The organism is Tangfeifania diversioriginum (assembly GCF_900141875.1).
Lineage (GTDB): Bacteria > Bacteroidota > Bacteroidia > Bacteroidales > Prolixibacteraceae > Tangfeifania > Tangfeifania diversioriginum.
The window spans coordinates 62,828-80,608 of record NZ_FQZE01000018.1; the positions used below are offsets into that span (position 1 = coordinate 62,828).

At 44.0% G+C, this 17,781-nt stretch carries 17 protein-coding genes; 15 read left to right on the forward strand and 2 right to left on the reverse strand.

Annotated features, from left to right (window positions below; all coding sequences use genetic code 11):
• Positions 1-5: 5 nt before the first annotated feature.
• From BUC07_RS12270 to BUC07_RS12280, 3 genes are all read left to right on the forward strand, one after another.
• Complete coding sequence (locus BUC07_RS12270) at positions 6-2,738, forward strand: glycoside hydrolase family 78 protein (protein ID WP_073169858.1); 2,733 nt, start codon at positions 6-8, stop codon at positions 2,736-2,738.
• Positions 2,739-2,759: 21 nt separating this feature from the next.
• Complete coding sequence (locus tag BUC07_RS12275) at positions 2,760-4,025, forward strand: L-rhamnose isomerase (protein WP_073169860.1); 1,266 nt, start codon at positions 2,760-2,762, stop codon at positions 4,023-4,025.
• A gap of 201 nt (positions 4,026-4,226) precedes the next feature.
• Positions 4,227-5,204, forward strand: a complete 978-nt coding sequence (locus tag BUC07_RS12280) for an OmpA family protein (protein ID WP_139279570.1) — start codon at positions 4,227-4,229, stop codon at positions 5,202-5,204.
• 196 nt (positions 5,205-5,400) lie between these two features.
• Here the strand turns inward: BUC07_RS12280 and nrfA are convergent, their stop codons facing one another.
• Positions 5,401-6,918 carry an ammonia-forming cytochrome c nitrite reductase gene (nrfA, locus tag BUC07_RS12285; RefSeq protein WP_073169863.1) on the reverse strand — a complete coding sequence of 506 codons (1,518 nt, stop codon included), beginning with the start codon at positions 6,916-6,918 and terminating at the stop codon, positions 5,401-5,403.
• Positions 6,919-6,932: 14 nt separating this feature from the next.
• The gene (gene nrfH, locus BUC07_RS12290) at positions 6,933-7,508 is read right to left on the reverse strand and encodes a cytochrome c nitrite reductase small subunit (RefSeq protein WP_073169865.1); all 576 of its coding nucleotides are present in this window, start codon (positions 7,506-7,508) and stop codon (positions 6,933-6,935) included.
• A 230-nt stretch (positions 7,509-7,738) separates the two neighbouring features.
• On the opposite strand from nrfH, the gene BUC07_RS12295 reads away from it, so the two are divergent.
• From BUC07_RS12295 to BUC07_RS12350, 12 genes are all read left to right on the forward strand, one after another.
• Positions 7,739-8,971 (forward strand): hypothetical protein, encoded by a 1,233-nt coding sequence (locus BUC07_RS12295; protein WP_139279571.1) that lies wholly within the window; start codon positions 7,739-7,741, stop codon positions 8,969-8,971.
• An 89-nt stretch (positions 8,972-9,060) separates the two neighbouring features.
• A complete protein-coding gene (locus BUC07_RS12300; protein WP_073169870.1) occupies positions 9,061-9,492 on the forward strand; it encodes a hypothetical protein in 432 nt (143 codons plus the stop codon).
• A gap of 53 nt (positions 9,493-9,545) precedes the next feature.
• The gene (locus BUC07_RS12305) at positions 9,546-10,844 is read left to right on the forward strand and encodes a phenylacetate--CoA ligase family protein (RefSeq protein ID WP_073169872.1); all 1,299 of its coding nucleotides are present in this window, start codon (positions 9,546-9,548) and stop codon (positions 10,842-10,844) included.
• A 5-nt stretch (positions 10,845-10,849) separates the two neighbouring features.
• Positions 10,850-11,275 (forward strand): ACT domain-containing protein, encoded by a 426-nt coding sequence (locus BUC07_RS12310; protein WP_073169874.1) that lies wholly within the window; start codon positions 10,850-10,852, stop codon positions 11,273-11,275.
• Positions 11,276-11,351: 76 nt separating this feature from the next.
• Complete coding sequence (locus BUC07_RS12315; protein WP_073169876.1) at positions 11,352-12,188, forward strand: prephenate dehydratase; 837 nt, start codon at positions 11,352-11,354, stop codon at positions 12,186-12,188.
• A gap of 18 nt (positions 12,189-12,206) precedes the next feature.
• A complete protein-coding gene (locus BUC07_RS12320; RefSeq protein WP_073169878.1) occupies positions 12,207-12,731 on the forward strand; it encodes a flavodoxin in 525 nt (174 codons plus the stop codon).
• 107 nt (positions 12,732-12,838) lie between these two features.
• The gene (locus BUC07_RS12325) at positions 12,839-14,158 is read left to right on the forward strand and encodes an aminotransferase class I/II-fold pyridoxal phosphate-dependent enzyme (protein WP_073169880.1); all 1,320 of its coding nucleotides are present in this window, start codon (positions 12,839-12,841) and stop codon (positions 14,156-14,158) included.
• A gap of 10 nt (positions 14,159-14,168) precedes the next feature.
• Positions 14,169-14,735 carry a Crp/Fnr family transcriptional regulator gene (locus BUC07_RS12330; RefSeq protein WP_073169882.1) on the forward strand — a complete coding sequence of 189 codons (567 nt, stop codon included), beginning with the start codon at positions 14,169-14,171 and terminating at the stop codon, positions 14,733-14,735.
• A gap of 231 nt (positions 14,736-14,966) precedes the next feature.
• On the forward strand, positions 14,967-15,191 hold the full coding sequence (locus BUC07_RS12335; RefSeq protein ID WP_073169884.1) for a 4Fe-4S dicluster domain-containing protein: 225 nt from the start codon (positions 14,967-14,969) through the stop codon (positions 15,189-15,191).
• Between the two features lie 18 nt (positions 15,192-15,209).
• The gene (locus tag BUC07_RS12340; protein ID WP_073169886.1) at positions 15,210-16,304 is read left to right on the forward strand and encodes a 3-methyl-2-oxobutanoate dehydrogenase subunit VorB; all 1,095 of its coding nucleotides are present in this window, start codon (positions 15,210-15,212) and stop codon (positions 16,302-16,304) included.
• A gap of 3 nt (positions 16,305-16,307) precedes the next feature.
• Positions 16,308-17,096: a thiamine pyrophosphate-dependent enzyme gene (locus BUC07_RS12345; RefSeq protein ID WP_073169888.1), complete on the forward strand. Its 789-nt coding sequence runs from the start codon at positions 16,308-16,310 to the stop codon at positions 17,094-17,096.
• An 11-nt stretch (positions 17,097-17,107) separates the two neighbouring features.
• Positions 17,108-17,659, forward strand: a complete 552-nt coding sequence (locus tag BUC07_RS12350; RefSeq protein ID WP_073169891.1) for a 2-oxoacid:acceptor oxidoreductase family protein — start codon at positions 17,108-17,110, stop codon at positions 17,657-17,659.
• The last annotated feature ends 122 nt before the right edge of the window (positions 17,660-17,781 follow it).

Sequence of the window (17,781 nt, forward strand, 5' to 3'; positions counted from 1 at the left end):
AAATTATGAAAAGAATTATTCATGGAGTAAAATTATTAACTGTTGTTTTTTTGTTCAGCAGTTTAACAGTTTCTGCTGCAGAAAAAATTATGGCAGAAGAATTAGTTTGTGAATACCACACCAACCCGGTGGGTATCGATGTTCAAAAACCGCGATTAAGCTGGAAGATTTTTTCTGATCAACAGGATGTCCTTCAAACAGCTTACGAAATCAGAGTTGCTGATTCTCCTGCAAACCTGAAAAGGAAAAACCGTTTGATTTGGAGTTCGGGAAAAGTGAACAGCGATCAGTCGGTAAATGTGGAATACCAGGGTCCCGAACTTGAACCGATGCAGCGTGTTTACTGGCAGGTGCGCATTTGGGACAACCAAAACAATGCCACTAAATGGAGCGAACCTGCTTTCTGGGAAATGGGGCTCACCCAACCTGAACTTTGGACCGCTTCGTGGATTACCATGGAAAACGAAAAAGAAGGTGAAGGTTCGAAACCCAGCCACTTTTTGCGGAAAGAATTTTCCACTTCAAAAAAAGTTGAATCCGCCAGAGTTTATGTTTCCGCACTCGGTTTATATGAACTTTATCTGAATGGTAAAAAAGTGGGCGATGAATTGTTTACACCCGGCTGGACCAGTTATAACAACCGCATTCAGTATCAAACCTACGATGTTACATCTATGGTAAAGAAAGATAATGCGTTGGGCGCTATCCTGGGCGATGGGTGGTACCGCGGAAATATTGGATTTAGTAACCAGCGAAACTATTTCGGCGACAAACTTGCGCTGATTGCCCAACTTCAGATTACATATTCTGATGGCTCAACCGAAACAATCGGAACAGACGAAAGCTGGAAAGCAACCACCGGCCCAATCATTTTTTCCGATATATACAATGGAGAAACCTACGATGCACGCCTGGAAATGCCGGACTGGGCAACTGCCGGGTTCAACGATAGTAACTGGGGAGCTGTAGCAAAACTTAATCATTCGAAAGAAATTTTGATTGCCCCCCAGGGAGTGCCGGTTAAAGCCGTGGAAGAAATTTCGCCCATCGAAATAATTACTACGCCCAAAGGCGAAACTGTTTTCGATATGGGCCAGAATATGGTAGGCTGGGTGCGGTTAAAAGTAAAAGGAAATCGCGGCGATGCAGTAACGTTGAAGTTTGCCGAAGTTCTGGACAAGGAAGGTAACTTCTACACTGAAAACCTGCGTGCGGCCAAAGCAACCGATGTGTATATTTTGAAAGGAGAAGGAGAAGAAATTTATGAACCCCGTTTTACTTTCCATGGTTTCAGGTACGTGAAACTGGAAAATTTTCCCGGTACTCCGCAATTAGACGATATTACCGGAGTTGTCATTTACTCCGACATGGAACCAACCGGAACTTTTGCCTGCTCCGATCCGCTGATTAATCAATTGCAACACAACATTCAGTGGGGGCAAAAAGGGAATTTTCTGGACGTGCCAACCGATTGTCCGCAACGCGACGAACGGCTGGGCTGGACGGGCGACGCCCAGGTGTTTGCACCAACTGCAGCATTTAACTTTAATGTAGCTCCGTTTTATACTAAATGGATGAAAGACGTAGCCGCCGATCAGGGCCCTGACGGTAAGGTCAATCACGTGGTTCCCGATGTGTTGAATGGAGCTGGCGGCTCTACCGCCTGGGCCGATGCGGCCTTAATTGTTCCGTGGCAAACTTACCTTGCTTATGGTGATGAACGAATTCTGGAGGTACAGTACCCCAGCATGAAAGCGTGGGTAGAATACATGAAAAACCGCGCTGGCGACGATTACCTTTGGATTGGCGACACCCATTATGGCGACTGGCTGGCTTTTGCAACCACCCGTTCCGATTATCCCGGTGCAACCACCGAAAAAGATTTGATTGCAACTGCTTATTTCTCCTATTCAAGCGGATTGCTGGCGAAAATTGCAAAGGTTTTAGGAAAAACAAACGATGCTGAAAAATATTCTGCCCTTTCCGGAAATGTAAAAGAAGCATTTGTAAATGAATTTGTTACTCCTGCAGGAAGATTGGTTTCGCATACGCAAACGGCTTATTCGCTGGCTTTGGCATTCAATCTCCTTCCTGAAGATCTTGTCCCCAGGGCTGCAGAGTACCTGGCTGGTGATGTAGATAAATTCAAACATCTTACCACCGGTTTTGTGGGAACTCCGTTGCTCTGCAAAACGCTTTCCGATAACGGATATGAAGATTTGGCATTTATGCTGCTGAACCGGAAAGATTATCCCTCGTGGCTTTATCCTGTAACCCAGGGAGCAACAACTATTTGGGAACGCTGGGATGGTCAGAAACCGGATGGCACTTTCCAAAATGCAGGAATGAACAGTTTTAACCATTACGCTTATGGAGCTATTGGCGAGTGGTTATACAACTACGTGGCCGGTATTCAAATCGATACAAAAAATCCAGGGTACAAACATTTTTTCCTTGCACCGCATCCCGGTGGTGGACTTTCCCATGCCAAAGCTGTTTATAAATCAATGTACGGAGAAATAAAATCAAACTGGAAAATAGAAGGCAACCAGATGGTTTATGATGTGACTATCCCGGCAAACACGTCAGCAACTATTACACTTCCGTCAGCTTCTGCTGATGAGGTTTTAAGGAATGATGAACCGTTAAAAAGTGTTTCTGGTAATTTCCGGCAAAATGACGGAAATGTAACGCTCAAACTGGGCTCGGGTGAATACCGGTTCAGTTATCCGTTGTAAACCAAAAAGAATTAAAAGGATATGAAAATAAAAAGAATTGAAACAGCTTACGAACTGGCAAAAGAACAGTATGCTGAATTAGGAGTAGATACCGATGCGGTGCTGGAAAAAATGAAAGAAGTGGTGATAAGTCTGCACTGCTGGCAAACCGACGATGTGGGAGGGTTTGAAACTCCCGATGCTTCACTGTCGGGAGGCGGAATTCAGGCCACCGGGAATTACCCCGGGAAAGCCAATTCTATTGAACAGATGCGACAGGATTTGGGAAAAGTGATGGAGCTGCTGCCCGGAAAACAGCGGTTGAACCTGCATGCCACTTATGGAGAGTTTTTTGGCAAGAAGGTTGACCGCGATGAAATTTCGGTGGAAAATTTTCAAGGGTGGATCGACTGGGCAAAAGAACAAAAAACCGGGCTGGATTTTAATGGCACTTATTTCTCACATCCCAAAGCTGACAGCGGTTTTACGCTTTCATCGAAAAATGAAGGTATCCGGCAGTTTTGGGTGGAACACATGAAGCGCTGCCGCGAAATTGGTGCTGAAATGGGCAAACAACTGGGAACACCCTGTGTACACAACACCTGGATTCCAGACGGAATGAAAGATGTTCCCATTGACAGGAATGGTTACCGCGCTCTGCTGAAAAAGTCGCTCGACGAAGGCTATGAAAAAGAAGTTTCGAAAGATTACCTTAAAGATGCCATGGAAAGTAAGTTGTTCGGGATTGGTGCTGAGTCGATGACAGTGGGCTCGCACGATTTTTACCTGGGCTACGCCATTAAAAACAACAAGCTGATTTGCCTCGATAACGGCCACTTTCACCCAACTGAACAGGTGGGCGATAAAATTTCGGCCTGCCTGCAGTTTGTCGATGAAGCGCTGCTGCATATTACCCGTCCGGTCCGCTGGGATTCCGACCATGTGGTTACGCTGAACGAAGAAGTACAGCTTATTGCGTCTGAAATTGCCCGCAACAACTTTTTCAACCGTGTAAATATCGGGCTCGACTTTTTCGATGCGTCCATTAACCGGATTGGCGCTTATGTTACCGGAACGCGGGCAGCGCAAAAAGCATTTTTAATTGCCTTGCTCGAACCCACCAAAAAACTGCTGGAATGGGAAGAAAATGAGCACTATTTTGAACGGTTGGCCCTGCTCGAAGAACTGAAAGCAAAACCATTTGGCGCGGTTTGGGATTATTTCTGTCTGCTGAATGACGTTCCTGCCGGGGAGAACTACATTCAGGAAGTGCAACAATACGAGAAAACAGTGTTGAGTAAAAGGTAAATGACCGGAACCGGCGGATTCCGATCCTCCGAAAAAAGAAGCGAATTCAATTTGCATCAACCCGGCACTGAGATTTAGACCTTCAGGGGTTCCGAAATCCCTGAAGGTTTTTTTGTGGCTGGATTTTCCTTCCAATTTTTTGCAATCCTCTTATTCATTTGATAAATTCGAAATTACAGGAATAAAAAATTGGAGGATTTTATGTTTAAAAAACTGGATTTCAGCTTATTAATTGTGTTCTTGATTAGTGTTTCTTTTTCAACTTATGCTCAGGACGATGTGGAAGGCAGTAAAGACCACCCGATTATTTCCCGGTACGAAGGATCCTACATAAAAGGCTACGAGCATTATGATTATGACCGTTTGACCTTTTATACTGGAGAAGAGAATGGCGAGCTCCAGGAAATTGTACCGGAAGGGGAAGTCACACAAATTTTGTATTTCTTACCCACTGAAGGTTTATCAGTATTGCAGGTACAGCGAAACTATCAAATGGCGCTAAAGGAGGCCGGTTTCGAAATTGTGTATGAATGTTTAAGCGACAAAAATGAGATTCCATACTCGATTTTCGAAGGTATGCTTGGAGATCATTACAGTGGAGATCACAGCAAAAATGTTTTTATTGGAAAAGATAAGAGCTATTTTTTAGCCAGACTACCGCAAGATGACGGGAACATGTACATTTCTGCCCATACCCTGCTTAGTGAATACGCTGATGAGGACAATCAACCTGTAACTCTTCTTCAGATCCTAGAAGAAAAACCAATGGCTACAGGCAAAGTACAGGTTGAAATAAATGCCGATGCAATGGCACAGGATATTGATGAAAAAGGAAGTGTTCGCATCTATGGTATCCATTTCGAAACTGATAAAGCTACAATCAAAGAAAAGTCGAAATCAACACTGGCTGAAATAGCATCACTTTTGGAGCAAAAGCCAGAACTCAATCTTGGGGTTATAGGCCACACCGATGCTACCGGAGGTATGGAGCACAATATGGATTTATCGGTTCAACGCGCTGAGGCCGTTGTTGCGTCGCTGGCAACTAATTACGGAATTTCCGAAGAGAGGCTTACGCCTTACGGAGTTGGACCTTTGGCACCTGTTGCCAGTAACGATGACGAGGATGGCCGCGCCCGGAACCGCCGCGTGGAGTTGATAAAATTGCCGGAGCAATAAAAGAGTTTAGACATTTGATTGCCCTACCCGCCAAGCCGATTCCGTGGGCTTCACCCGTCAAGCGGTTTCAATCCGCTCGACGGGTAAATATTGGTAACACCCCAAACCATACTCGTCAAGCGGACCATAGCCGCTGGACTGTTTCCAGTCTTCCCGGCGGATAAAAAAGGAAGGAAAGAAAGAATCGGCAAAAGCATTAATTCGCAGAGGGAGTATCCCACGAGGCCTCGCGCTCTGCCGCCTGCTCATCCCATTTTGGAACCAGGGTTTCCAGAAACTCCTCTTTTTCTGCATTTAATTTATCCATATCGAGGCCAATAAATTCCTGTGCTTTTGCTTTGGTAGAAATATCAGGATACGGAACCACTTCGTTATGTCCCAGCTCGGCCAGCAACCGTGCCAGATCAATGCGCGTTTCCTGCGCGATAGTGATGCCATTTGCCACGGTGCGGCCTATCTCAACAGGTGAGTGAAAAGAGCCACCGTGAGTGGCAGCCACGTAATCCCAACGCCATTGGGCATGACGAATTCCTTGCAAAATGTCTTCCATTTGGTTTTCGGTAGCACCCAGGTCCCATGCTTTTTTAGCTTCCACATGTGCCCTGACCAACAGTTCTTCCAGTTTTACTCTGCTTTCAGCAATTCGGTCCTGCCGTTCGTACACATCCTGAACCAGCCTTTTCGTTTCTTCACGATGGCAAACCTGGCAGGAGTTGGAAATGTTATTCAGCGGCGACTGCATTTTGTGGTCAGTGAATTTTTGACCGCCCTCGCTGTTATATGGCATGTGGCAGTCGGCACACGAAACACCGCGTATGGCATGTATTCCGGTCATGAAAACTTCGTAATCGGGATGTTGTGCTTTTAACATAGGCGCCCGGCTCAGCGCGTGTGTCCAGTCGGAGAATTCCATGTTGTCGTAATATTCTGCCATGGCTTCGGCGGTGTATCCGTTATCCCACGGGAAGGTGAGATAATTGGCGCCTTCAGCAATATCTTTATTGAAATAATATTCCACATGGCATTGGGCACACACCAAACTGCGCATTTCCTGGTAGCTCGATTTGTTCACATCTTTGCCCATTCGCTTGTAGGCTTCAATAAGCGCCGGACGGGAAATCCGCAGGTTCATTGTTTCATTGTCGTGGCAGTCGGCACAACCAATTGGGTTCACAATCTCGGGGCCAAGTCTCGACCAGGCTCCGGTGTAAAATTCAGCCACCCCTTCCTGTTCCATAACTCTTGGTACGTCCGGGCTTTTGCAGGTCCAGCATGTAGTGGGCATCGGGCCGTCGTTGGCATTGGTTGGAGCCCCGGTGCGTAAAATGTTCCGCACATCTTTTATGGCGTAGTAGTGGCCCCGTCCCTGATTGTACTCTTTTGAAAAACCGTAACCGGCCCAGAGAACAACAAGCTCAGGTCCTTCTGCGAGCATGTCAATCATTGCATTTCCTCCATATTTACTTCGGAAAGAGGTGTCGGCCGTATTATAATACGATTGAAACTGCCGGGGAAAATTCTCTCCCCAAATTTCGTTGCGTGGTTCGTATGACTGAATATCAGCCTGCGGGACACTTACAAATGTAGCTTCCATCCGGCGTTCAACAATAGAAGAGGCCAGCAGCCCTAAAAGAAAAACCACTACGATGGTGGCAAAAAACAGAACCCATGACAGCCACGGGCGCTTTTCGGTTATTTTCAGCTTGTTGTTCATTTCAATTTATTTTTTTAGTTGTTTAAATATTTTCGAATCCAATCGGGAACAGGGTTTTGAGGCAGTGGTACGCGGGCATGCGGTGCGCTTGAAAGGCTGTTCGTTTGGCCATGTCCACCTTCTTCCCTGTGGCAATCCACACAGCGCCGTCCTTCGCGTATTGCGGCATACATATCCACAGATGCTTCCAGCTTGGGATCAATCAGTTGCTGCTCGTGGCAACGGATACAGTTGTTTTGTACCACTTCAGCACCTTCTTCGAGTATCATTATCACCTGGCGCTCTTTCCGTAATGTGAAAAGCGCTGAATGGCGCAATCCGTCTTTTGCTTTAAAATAATATTTGTTGAAAACATTGTTGTGGGGAACATGGCAGTCGTTGCAATGCGCCACTTCGCGATGTGAGCTGTGAGACCACGTAGCATACTGAGGGGCCATGATGTGGCAGTTTACACACGCTTTGGGATCATCGGAAAGGTAAGAATGTGCTTGCGACATGTAAATGGTGAAAAGTGCTATTCCTATAAAAACAGCGGAGGCAATCATTACCGGGAATCTCCATTTTGGCGGTGGCAATAGTTTTTTCAGCATACCATTTATATTGATTTAGTTAAATTCAAATTTATCTAATTTGTACTTCAATTCTGTAACAGATGTTACAAGTGATTGAAGAAAATGATGCCACTGTTCGTTATTTATAATTAAAATAAATTAGACGAAGCCACCATTAAGTTGTACCCCGGTGAGATAATTGAGCATCTTTTCTTTTAATTTTATAGAAAAAGAATCATCACTATCAGCTAACCAAAATCAATATTACCATGAAGTATTTTGTTGTTCTTTTTATGGTTTTTGCTTCAGCCGCTGCTTATTCCCAGGGGTTTATTTCTTCTCAAAACATTAAAATTGATTTTTCAGGATTTGTGCGCAACGACTTTATTGTTGACACCCGCCGGAATGTTGATGCCTGCGACCGGTTACTTGAATTGATTCCGGAGAAACCAAAATATGATAAAAACGGGGAGGACATTAATGCGCAACCAAGTGCCCAGTTTCTGAATACTTTTACACGGTTTGGAACCAGTTTATCGGGCCTCGAAATGGGCAGCGCCTCGATTGGTGCTTATGTTGAAGTTGACTTTACCGGTGGAGCCTCTACCAATAGCCTTCGTTTCAGGCATGCCTACACGCAGTTTGTGTGGCCAAAATCAACTTTGCTTTTTGGCAGAACATGGCATCCTACTTTCATCGAAAAAGTGTATCCATCCACTTTAAACGAAAATACCGGCTTGCCTTTTCAGGTATTTAACCGCAGCCCCCAGTTGAGATTTACCTATCATTTGTCTGATAATTTTGATTTTATTGCCGGGGCAGTTTATCAGTTTAAATATGCCAACACGGGGCCTGCCGGGAAAACTTATCAGTATCAGCGCGATGCAGTTGTGCCAAATCTTCATGCGCAATTGCAGTTTTATAATGAAAACTGGGTAGTGGGGGCGGCATTCGACTGGAAAAGCATTCAGCCGCGCACGTCAACCACGGGTACAGAGGGAACTTTTGCTGCCAGTGAAAAATTAAACACAGTAGCTGCTTTGGCCTATTTCAAATACTCTGAAAATAAATTTCAGCTGAAAGCAAAATCGATGTACGGGCAAAATGTGTGCGAAAGTATTTTACCCAGCGGTTATGCAGTGGCTTCGCTGGATCCTGCTACCGGAGCCGAAACCTACACGCCGCTCAATCATATTTACAACTGGGTTAACTTTACTTATGGCAGTGAATGGAAATTTGGATTTTTTGCCGGTTACCTGAAAAACCTGGGAACTACTGAAAATCCAACCGGTCCTTTTTATGGTTTTGCCACCGATGTGGACAGGGTTTACAAAATTTCGCCACAGCTAATTTTTAACTATAAAAATTTTATGTTTGGATGGGAATTAAGCTGGACAACGGCTGCTTACGGCGAAAATGATTACAACAACAAAGGCAAAGTAATAAATACTGAAAATGTTACGAATTTCAGAAATATGCTCTCAATTGCTTACAGATTCTGATATAACTATTATTTTTGTTTGGAATTTAACACTAAAACCAGGCTGCTTTCTTTAAGGGAAGTATTGCCTGGGAAAAAAATCAAAAAACAATGGCATTTGAAGTTTCCGTATTTTTAGAAAATAAAATTGCTCATTTCGAGGGGATTACCAATCTTTTAAAAGCAGAAAAAATCAATATCCGTTCGTTGACTTTGAGCAATATATTGCATGGCTGGGGGGTGTTAAACCTGTTGGTCGATCAACCTGAAGAGGCTTACCGAATTTTGGCTGAAAAAGGAAATTCGGTGGTTTTGCGGGAAGTGATTGCACTCGAAATGAAAGATGAAACGGGTGGGCTCGACGAACTGCTGGTAAAAATTGCACGTGTGGGCATTCACATCGAAAATGCTTACAGCCGCCTGATTTCCGAAACTGGAATGGCCATTTTAATTCTCGATGTACCTGATGTAATTGAAGCGAAAAAACGTCTTGAGCAAAATGGTATCTCCATTCTCGATGATAAAATGGTTTACGGTGTTTAAATTTCGTAGAAATTACGCTTCACAAAAAATAAAAATTTACCAAACTATTGCTGATGATTTGGAATGAGAAGATAGAATGTGCTTCGCGCGATGAGATGACGCATATTCAAAGTGAGAACCTGATAAAAACCGTCAAGCGGATTTACCACAACATACCCAGCTACCGTGCAAAAATGCAGGAAAAAGGTTTGCTGCCCGGCGATATTAAATCGGTTGAAGACTTAAGCAAGTTGCCGTTTACCAATAAATCGGACTTGCGCGACAACTACCCGTTTGGAATGTTTAGTGTGCCCATGAGTGAAATTGTGCGGGTGCATGCCAGCTCGGGAACCACCGGAAAACCCACTGTGGTTGGCTACACGCGAAACGATTTGCAGATGTGGGCAGAAGTTGTTACCCGCGCGCTTTGCATGGCTGGTGTGCACAAAAACGATATTGTACAGATAGCTTATGGCTACGGGCTTTTCACTGGCGGCCTCGGATTGCATTACGGTACCGAAAACCTCGGGGCAACGGTTATTCCCATTTCGGGTGGAAATACAAAAAAGCAAATTCAGCTTATGCAGGATTTCGGCACATCGGTTATTGCATGCACTCCTTCGTACGCATTGTTTATGGCCGAAATAATGGAAGAAATGGGGATTGCTCCTGATTCGCTGAACCTGCGGGGAGGCATTTTTGGTGCCGAACCATGGAGTGAAAACATGCGGCGTGAGATTGAATCGAAATTAGAACTGAAAGCCATTGATATTTACGGACTGAGCGAAGTGGTTGGCCCGGGCGTTTCATGCGAATGTGAGCAACAGGCCGGGATGCATGTAAATGAAGATCATTTTATACCTGAAATTATCGACCCTGAAACGCTCGAACCTGTCCCGAAAGGCGAATTGGGTGAGCTGGTTTTCTCCACGGTTACCAAAGAAGGAATCCCAATTCTTCGTTACCGTACCCGCGATCTTACCCGTTTGAATTACCAAAAATGCACCTGTGGCCGTACTTTGGTGCGCATGGAAAAATGTACCGGCCGTTCCGATGATATGCTCATCATCAGGGGCGTGAATGTATTCCCGTCGCAGATTGAAAGCGTGCTGCTCGAAATGAGCGAAACCGAACCGCATTACCAATTAATTGTGGAACGCGAGGGGACGCTCGATGTGATGAAGTTGCTGGTAGAAGTGCAGGAGCAGTTCTTTTCAGATGAAATACGCGAGCTGGAAGCACTGCGTAAAAAAATTACGGCAAACATCCAGGGAACCCTGGGAATTTCGGTTGATGTAAAACTGGTGGAACCAAAAACCATAGAACGCACTTCCGGTAAGTCAAAACGTGTTATCGACAACAGAAAAATTTAGATGAAATGAAAGCAAAACAAGTTTCGGTTTTTTTGGAAAATAAATCGGGCCGGTTAAACGAAGTGGCCCAAATTCTGGGCGAGGCCGGGATTAATATTTCTGCCTTTACAGTTGCCGACACATCCGATTTTGGTGTATTGCGGTTAATTGTTTCAGAACCCGAAAAAGCCTATTCGGTTTTAAAAGAGAATCAGTTTTCGGCACGCACTACCGATGTGGTACTGGCCAACAGCCCCAACCGCCCGGGCGCGTTGTCGAAAATGCTGAAAATTCTCAATGCCGAAGGTGTTTTTATTGAATACCTCTACGCATTTACCATGAATGAAGAAACAGCAGTAATTGTTATTCGCCCCACCAATATTGACAAATGCATTGCGAGCCTCGAAAAAAACCGCGATGCCCTGTTGAGCAATAACAATTATAAGTTATAAACTTTTTAGCCACCGGAATTGAATAACCGAACCGGCAACAATTCAGAATTAGTATATTTGAAATTATTTTTAGAAAATGAAACGAATTGCAGTACAAGGAATAGTGGGATCTTTTCATGAAGACGCAGCAGTAAAATATTTCGAAGAAGAAATTGAAGTTGTTGAATGTAAGTCGTTTACAAGTGTTTGTGAAATGGTTGATTCCGACCAGGTCGATTATGCAGTGATGGCTATTGAAAACTCAATAGCCGGCAGCCTGCTTAAAAATTACCAGTTGATACGCGACTACCATCTTCGTATAATAGGGGAGATTTACTTGCATATTCAGATGAACCTGATGGTGTCTCCCGGAGTAAAAGCAAAAGATATTACCAATATTTATTCGCATCCCGTTGCTTTTCAACAATGCATGGAATACATTGAACAGTATTTTCCCGATGCTAAATTGCATGAAGGAATGGACACGGCGGCCGCTGCCAAGCTTATCTCCGATGAACGGCCACCAAATGCTGCTGCAATTGGGAATTTACGGTCAGCTGAGTTATACAACCTGGAAATTCTTGAAACCGGAATTGAAACCAACAAGAAAAATTATACCCGTTTTCTTGTACTTTCAAAACATGGCAACCCTACCGAAAAAGCCAATAAAGCCTCGCTTTGCTTTGAAGTAGGGCATTTTTACGGCTCACTCGCGAGTGCGCTGAATGTTTTTGCCGAAAATGAAATCAACCTTGCCAAAATACAATCGGTGCCCGTAATCGGGAAACCCAATGAATATACCATTCATGTGGATATTGAGTGGGGAAAACCACATAATTACGATAAGGCAATCCACCAGGTTTTAAAAAGTGTGTCGAGCCTGGCTATTTTGGGTGAATATGAACGAGGAGAATTACATATGCACGATCAGTAAACAAAAAAAATTAATGATATGAGTAAAACTGCAATTTTTTTTGGTCCGCTCGATGGTTCGGTGCACCGGGTGGCCAACAAAGTAAGAGATGAAATTGGGGCAGACAAAGTGGAAATGGTGCGTGTAAAAGACGCCACTGTTGCCGACCTTGATAAATACGATAAAATTATTTTTGGTATTTCAACTGTGGGGAGCGAAACCTGGCATTCCACCTATTCAAATCCTGACTGGGGAAAATTCCTGCCCGAAATAAGCAAAACACGTTACGAAGGGAAAACACTAGCCATTTTTGGTTTGGGCGATCACATTACCTATGCGCAAACGTTTGTCGATCATATTGGATTACTGGCCAAAAGTTTAAAGGAAAACGGCGCGAAACTGGTTGGGCAGGTTCCGGCCGATGAGTATGAATTTGATGATTCAAAAGCTGTTGAAGACGGAAAATTTATGGGCCTTCCGGTGGATGAAGATTTTGAGCCCGAACTCACCGATGAACGGGTGAAAAAGTGGGTGGAGCAGATTCGTCCCGAATTTGGGTTTTAGTAACTAAAAATTCACTTTTAAAAGATTGTAATGGTTTCTGAACCGTTATAAATCTCATTGTATTTCATAAACCTGAAGCTTACCTTTACCGGAAAAACAAACCAAAAATGGAAAATACTCCGTTGAACAAAAAAGTTATTGACGAAAAGATCAAAGAATTGCGCATTGCTGATACCGGCAAAGCTTCCATCCGCGAAATAGTGGCACTGGTAAACCTGGTGGAAGAAGCAACAGGCGATAAATTCATCCGGATGGAAATGGGTGTTCCGGGGCTTCCGCCATCGCAAATCGGGGTGGACGCCGAAATTGATGCACTGCGCAAAGGAGTGGCCGCCATTTACCCGATGGTGGACGGGATTAAACCACTGAAGAATGAAGCGGCACGTTTTGTTAAGAATTTTCTCAATATCGGGGTTTCACCCGCAGGCTGCATCCCAAGCGTGGGATCTATGCAGGGCACTTTTGCTGCTTTTATGGCAGCTGCCAACGCGGTGAAGGGAAAAGACACCACCCTGTTTATCGATCCCGGATTTCCCGTACAAAAACAGCAAATGCAGGTGCTTGACCAAAAATTTGAAACCTTCGATGTATTTAACTTCAGAGGTAAGAAACTCCGTGAAAAGCTCGAATCGTTCCTCTCAAAAGGAAATATTTGTACCATTGTTTATTCCAATCCGAACAATCCAACATGGATTTGCTTTACCGATGAGGAGTTGAAAATAATTGGCGACCTGGCCAATAAATACGATGTAATTGTAATGGAAGATTTGGCCTATTTCGGAATGGATTTCCGGAAAAATATGGCCAACCCGGGTGAGCCACCCTTTCAGCCATCGGTAGCCAATTACACTGACAATTATATTCTTTTTATTTCCAGCTCCAAAATATTTTCATACGCCGGCCAGCGAATCGGATTGATGGTTATATCCGACACACTTTATAAACGCGACTATCCGGCACTGCAGCAGCGCTTTGGCGGTACCGATTTTGGAAGCACAATTACGCTCCGGCTGTTGTACGCACTTTCTTCGGGTACGAGCCACTCGGCTCAGTGGGCACTTGCTGCCATGCTGAAAGCTGCCAACGACGGCGAGATTGATTTTGTGGAAGGTGTTAAAGAGTACGGCGAAAAGGCCAAAGTGATGAAACGGCTTTTTGTTGAAAACGGTTTTAAAATTGTTTATGAAAACGACCTCGGCCAACCTATTGCCGATGGTTTTTATTTCACACTCGCTTATCCGGGTATGACCGGGCATGAACTGGTGGCCAACCTGTTGTATTACGGAATCAGCGCCATTGCACTCGATAATACAGGTAGCAACCAGGAAGGAATACGTGCTTGTGTATCGTTTGTACAACGCGAACAATTTGGTGATTTGGAAGAACGACTGAAGTTATTTCATGAAAATTTTTCTTCCGTGAACTGAAAAAGACAACGTGGATCAAAACAAAATAATATCCCGGTATAAATTGACACTTGAATTGATAAACCAATTCGACCTGAAAAACAAACCGGTAGAACTGAAAAAAAGTGAGACTTTCATCGACTATGGAGAGAAAACAAAAAAAATCGGGATATTGATTGACGGGCTGCTTTATTCCACCTACGTTTCAGACAACGGTACCGAATGGATCTCCAGGTTTTTTTTCCCTCCCAATAATTTTATTGTGAGTAACCACCGTGGCTTTTATGCCGGGAAAAATTCAACTGAATCAATTCGTGCCTACGAAGATTCAGAATTGATTTGCATTGAAAAAGACGAGTTTAAATACCTGCTCGATCATAACCCCAAATTTGAGCGCACGGTCCGTATCCTTGCCGAAGAAAGTTATATTCAAGCCATGGACAGGGTGCATTCATTTCAATCGTTAAATGCAGAACAACGTATTCGTAAATTTTTTGAAGAATACCCCGAGTTGGGGAAAAAGCTTCAACGGCAGCATATTGCTTCCTATCTGGGCATTCACCGGAATATTCTTACCCGGTTTCTTTACAAAATTTAAGTGGCTGCCAAATAAGCAACAATAGTTGCATTTTTTTCATCATGTAAAAAATAGTTTTGACGCTGAGTTTTGTTTTTAATGCATGAAAAGTAATTAACTGTTGATTTGTTAGTTTTTTATTGGTTCAGCTTAAAGATTTTAATCACTCTCAATATTTCTAGCAGAACCTGATTTTTTTGGTCTTTTTAGAAATAAAAGGTTTTTAATTTTAGCATAAAATATAAATACAATATGGCAAAGGTTAAAGGAGCAGTAGTAGTTGACATTGAAGCATGCAAGGGTTGTGAACTGTGTGTGGAAACCTGTCCGGAAGATGTGCTGTCATTACACAAAGAAGTGAACAGCAAAGGGTATCACTATGCATTTATGGAAAACCCGGATGTTTGTACAGGATGTGCAAATTGCGGGGTGGTTTGCCCCGATACCTGCATTACAGTTTACAGAGTGAAAGTATAAATCAGAAAAATATAGACAATGGGAGATTTAAGGTTAATGAAGGGGAATGAGGTGCTGGCTGAAGCCGCAATCCGCTGTGGTTGCGACGGTTATTTTGGCTATCCCATTACACCTCAGTCGGAAGTGATGGAAATGTTAATGTTTCGTGAGCCCTGGAACGAAACCGGCATGAAAGTACTGCAGGCCGAAAGTGAAGTGGCTGCAATTAATATGCTTTACGGCGCTGCAGCAACAGGTAAAAAAGTGTTGACATCTTCTTCCAGCCCGGGAATTAGTTTAATGGCCGAAGGTATTTCATACATTGCCGGAGCTGAGTTGCCCTGCCTTGTAATAAATGTGCAGCGTGGTGGCCCGGGACTCGGAACGATCCAGCCCTCGCAGGCCGACTATTCACAGGCCGTGAAGGGGGGAGGCCATGGCGATTACAAAATGATTGTGCTGGCTCCGTCGTCGGTTCAGGAAATGAACGACTTTGTTGATTTGGCTTTTGAACTGGCTTTTAAATACCGTAACCCGGCTATGATTTTAACCGATGGCGCCATTGGCCAGATGATGGAAAAGGTGGAACTGTCAGATTACAAAAAGCGCTGGACCGACGAAGAAGTAATTGAGAAGTGGGGGAGTTGGGCAACTACCGGCAAACCATCTTCACGAGAGCGCAATGTGATTACGTCGCTCGAGCTCGATTCTGAAAAGATGGAAGCTAATAATCAGCGCTTTCAGAAAAAATACCGCCAAATGGAAGCTGAAGAACAGCGTTACGAAACTTTTCAAATTGAAGATGCTGAATACGTTTTGGTTGCTTTTGGTACTTCTGCCCGCGTTTGCCAGAAATCGGTGGAAATTGCTCGCGAAAAGGGATTGAAAGTGGGACTGCTCAGGCCCATTAGTTTGTTTCCTTTCCCGAAAAATATAATTGGTGAACTGGCCCCAAAAGTTAAAGGTTTTCTTTCGGTTGAAATGAATGCCGGTCAAATGGTTGAAGATATTAAACTTGCAGTTCATGAGGCAGGTTGTACACGGCGTGTTGAGTTTTTCGGACGGATGGGGGGTATTATTCCCACACCCGGTGAAGTGGTGGATGCTTTGGAACAAAATTTTTTAAAGGAGTAGGTTATGGATGTGAAAGAAATTATAAAACCTGAAAATCAGGTTTACGGGAAAACGGAATTGCTAACGGATAATGTGATGCACTATTGTCCGGGATGTACCCACGGAGTTGTTCACAAATTAATGGCCGAGCTCATTGATGAAATGGGACTTCAGGAAAAAGCCATTGGGGTTGCCCCGGTAGGGTGTGCAGTTTTTGCATACAATTATATTGATATCGACTGGCAGGAAGCAGCCCACGGCCGTGCTCCGGCAGTGGCAACAGGAATTGTACGAATTAATCCTGAAAAGTTTGTTTTTACCTACCAGGGCGATGGCGATTTGGCATCGATTGGAGCAGCCGAAATTATCCATGCCTGCAACCGTGGCGAAAATATACTGGTCGTTTTTATCAATAACGGTATTTATGGAATGACCGGCGGCCAGATGGCTCCGACTACCATCGAGAGAATGGTCACTTCAACCACGCCGTGTGGGCGTGATACGGAGTTAAACGGATACCCGTTGAAAATGACCGATTTGGTTGCACAACTTCCAGGTACTTCTTACGTAACCCGCCAGTCGGCACAATCGGCACCGGCAGTACGAAAATGCAAGCGGGCACTGAAAAAAGGAATCAAAAATGTGCTGGATAAAAAAGGGACTTCTTTTGTTGAAGTGGTTTCCACCTGCAATTCGGGCTGGAAAATGACCCCGGTGAAGGCGAATGAATGGATGGAAGAAAACATGTTTCCTTTTTATCCATTAGGAGATATGAAAGACAGTGAAAAAGACAAACCCGTTTCAAACAACTAAAATCAAGGATCATGAATGAAGAATTAATAATAGCCGGTTTTGGCGGACAGGGTGTACTTTCAATGGGTAAAATTTTGGCCTATTCCGGAATTATGGAAGACAAAGAAGTGACGTGGTTCCCATCGTACGGGCCGGAAATGCGCGGTGGCACAGCCAATGTAACTGTAATTGTGAGCGATGAACGCATCAGTTCGCCCATTTTGCACGAGTTTGATACTGCCATTATTCTGAACCAGCAGAGCCTCGATAAGTTCGAAAAAGCGGTTAAACCCGGTGGTACATTACTTTACGATCCTAACGGTATTGTAAATCCGCCAACCCGGAAAGACATTAATATTTACAAAGTAGAAGGGACAAAAACTGCCGTTGAAATGGGCAATCCCAAAGTGTTTAACATGATAGTTTTTGGCAGCTACCTGAAAGTGAAACCCATTTTAAAAATTGATAACGTTGAAAAAGGGCTGGAGAAATCGCTGCCGGAGCGTTATCATAAATTAATTCCGCTCAACCTGGAAGCCATTAAAAAAGGCCAGGAAATTGTTGATGCGGTAAATGTTGTGTAGGCAATTAGCTAAAATACAAAACAATATTTTAAAGCTTCTTCTTTCCGAAGAGGCTTTTTTTTGCTGCATGCAAACTAATTTTTGGCAACCACGGGTGGTTTCAAATAGTGCTGAAACACCCC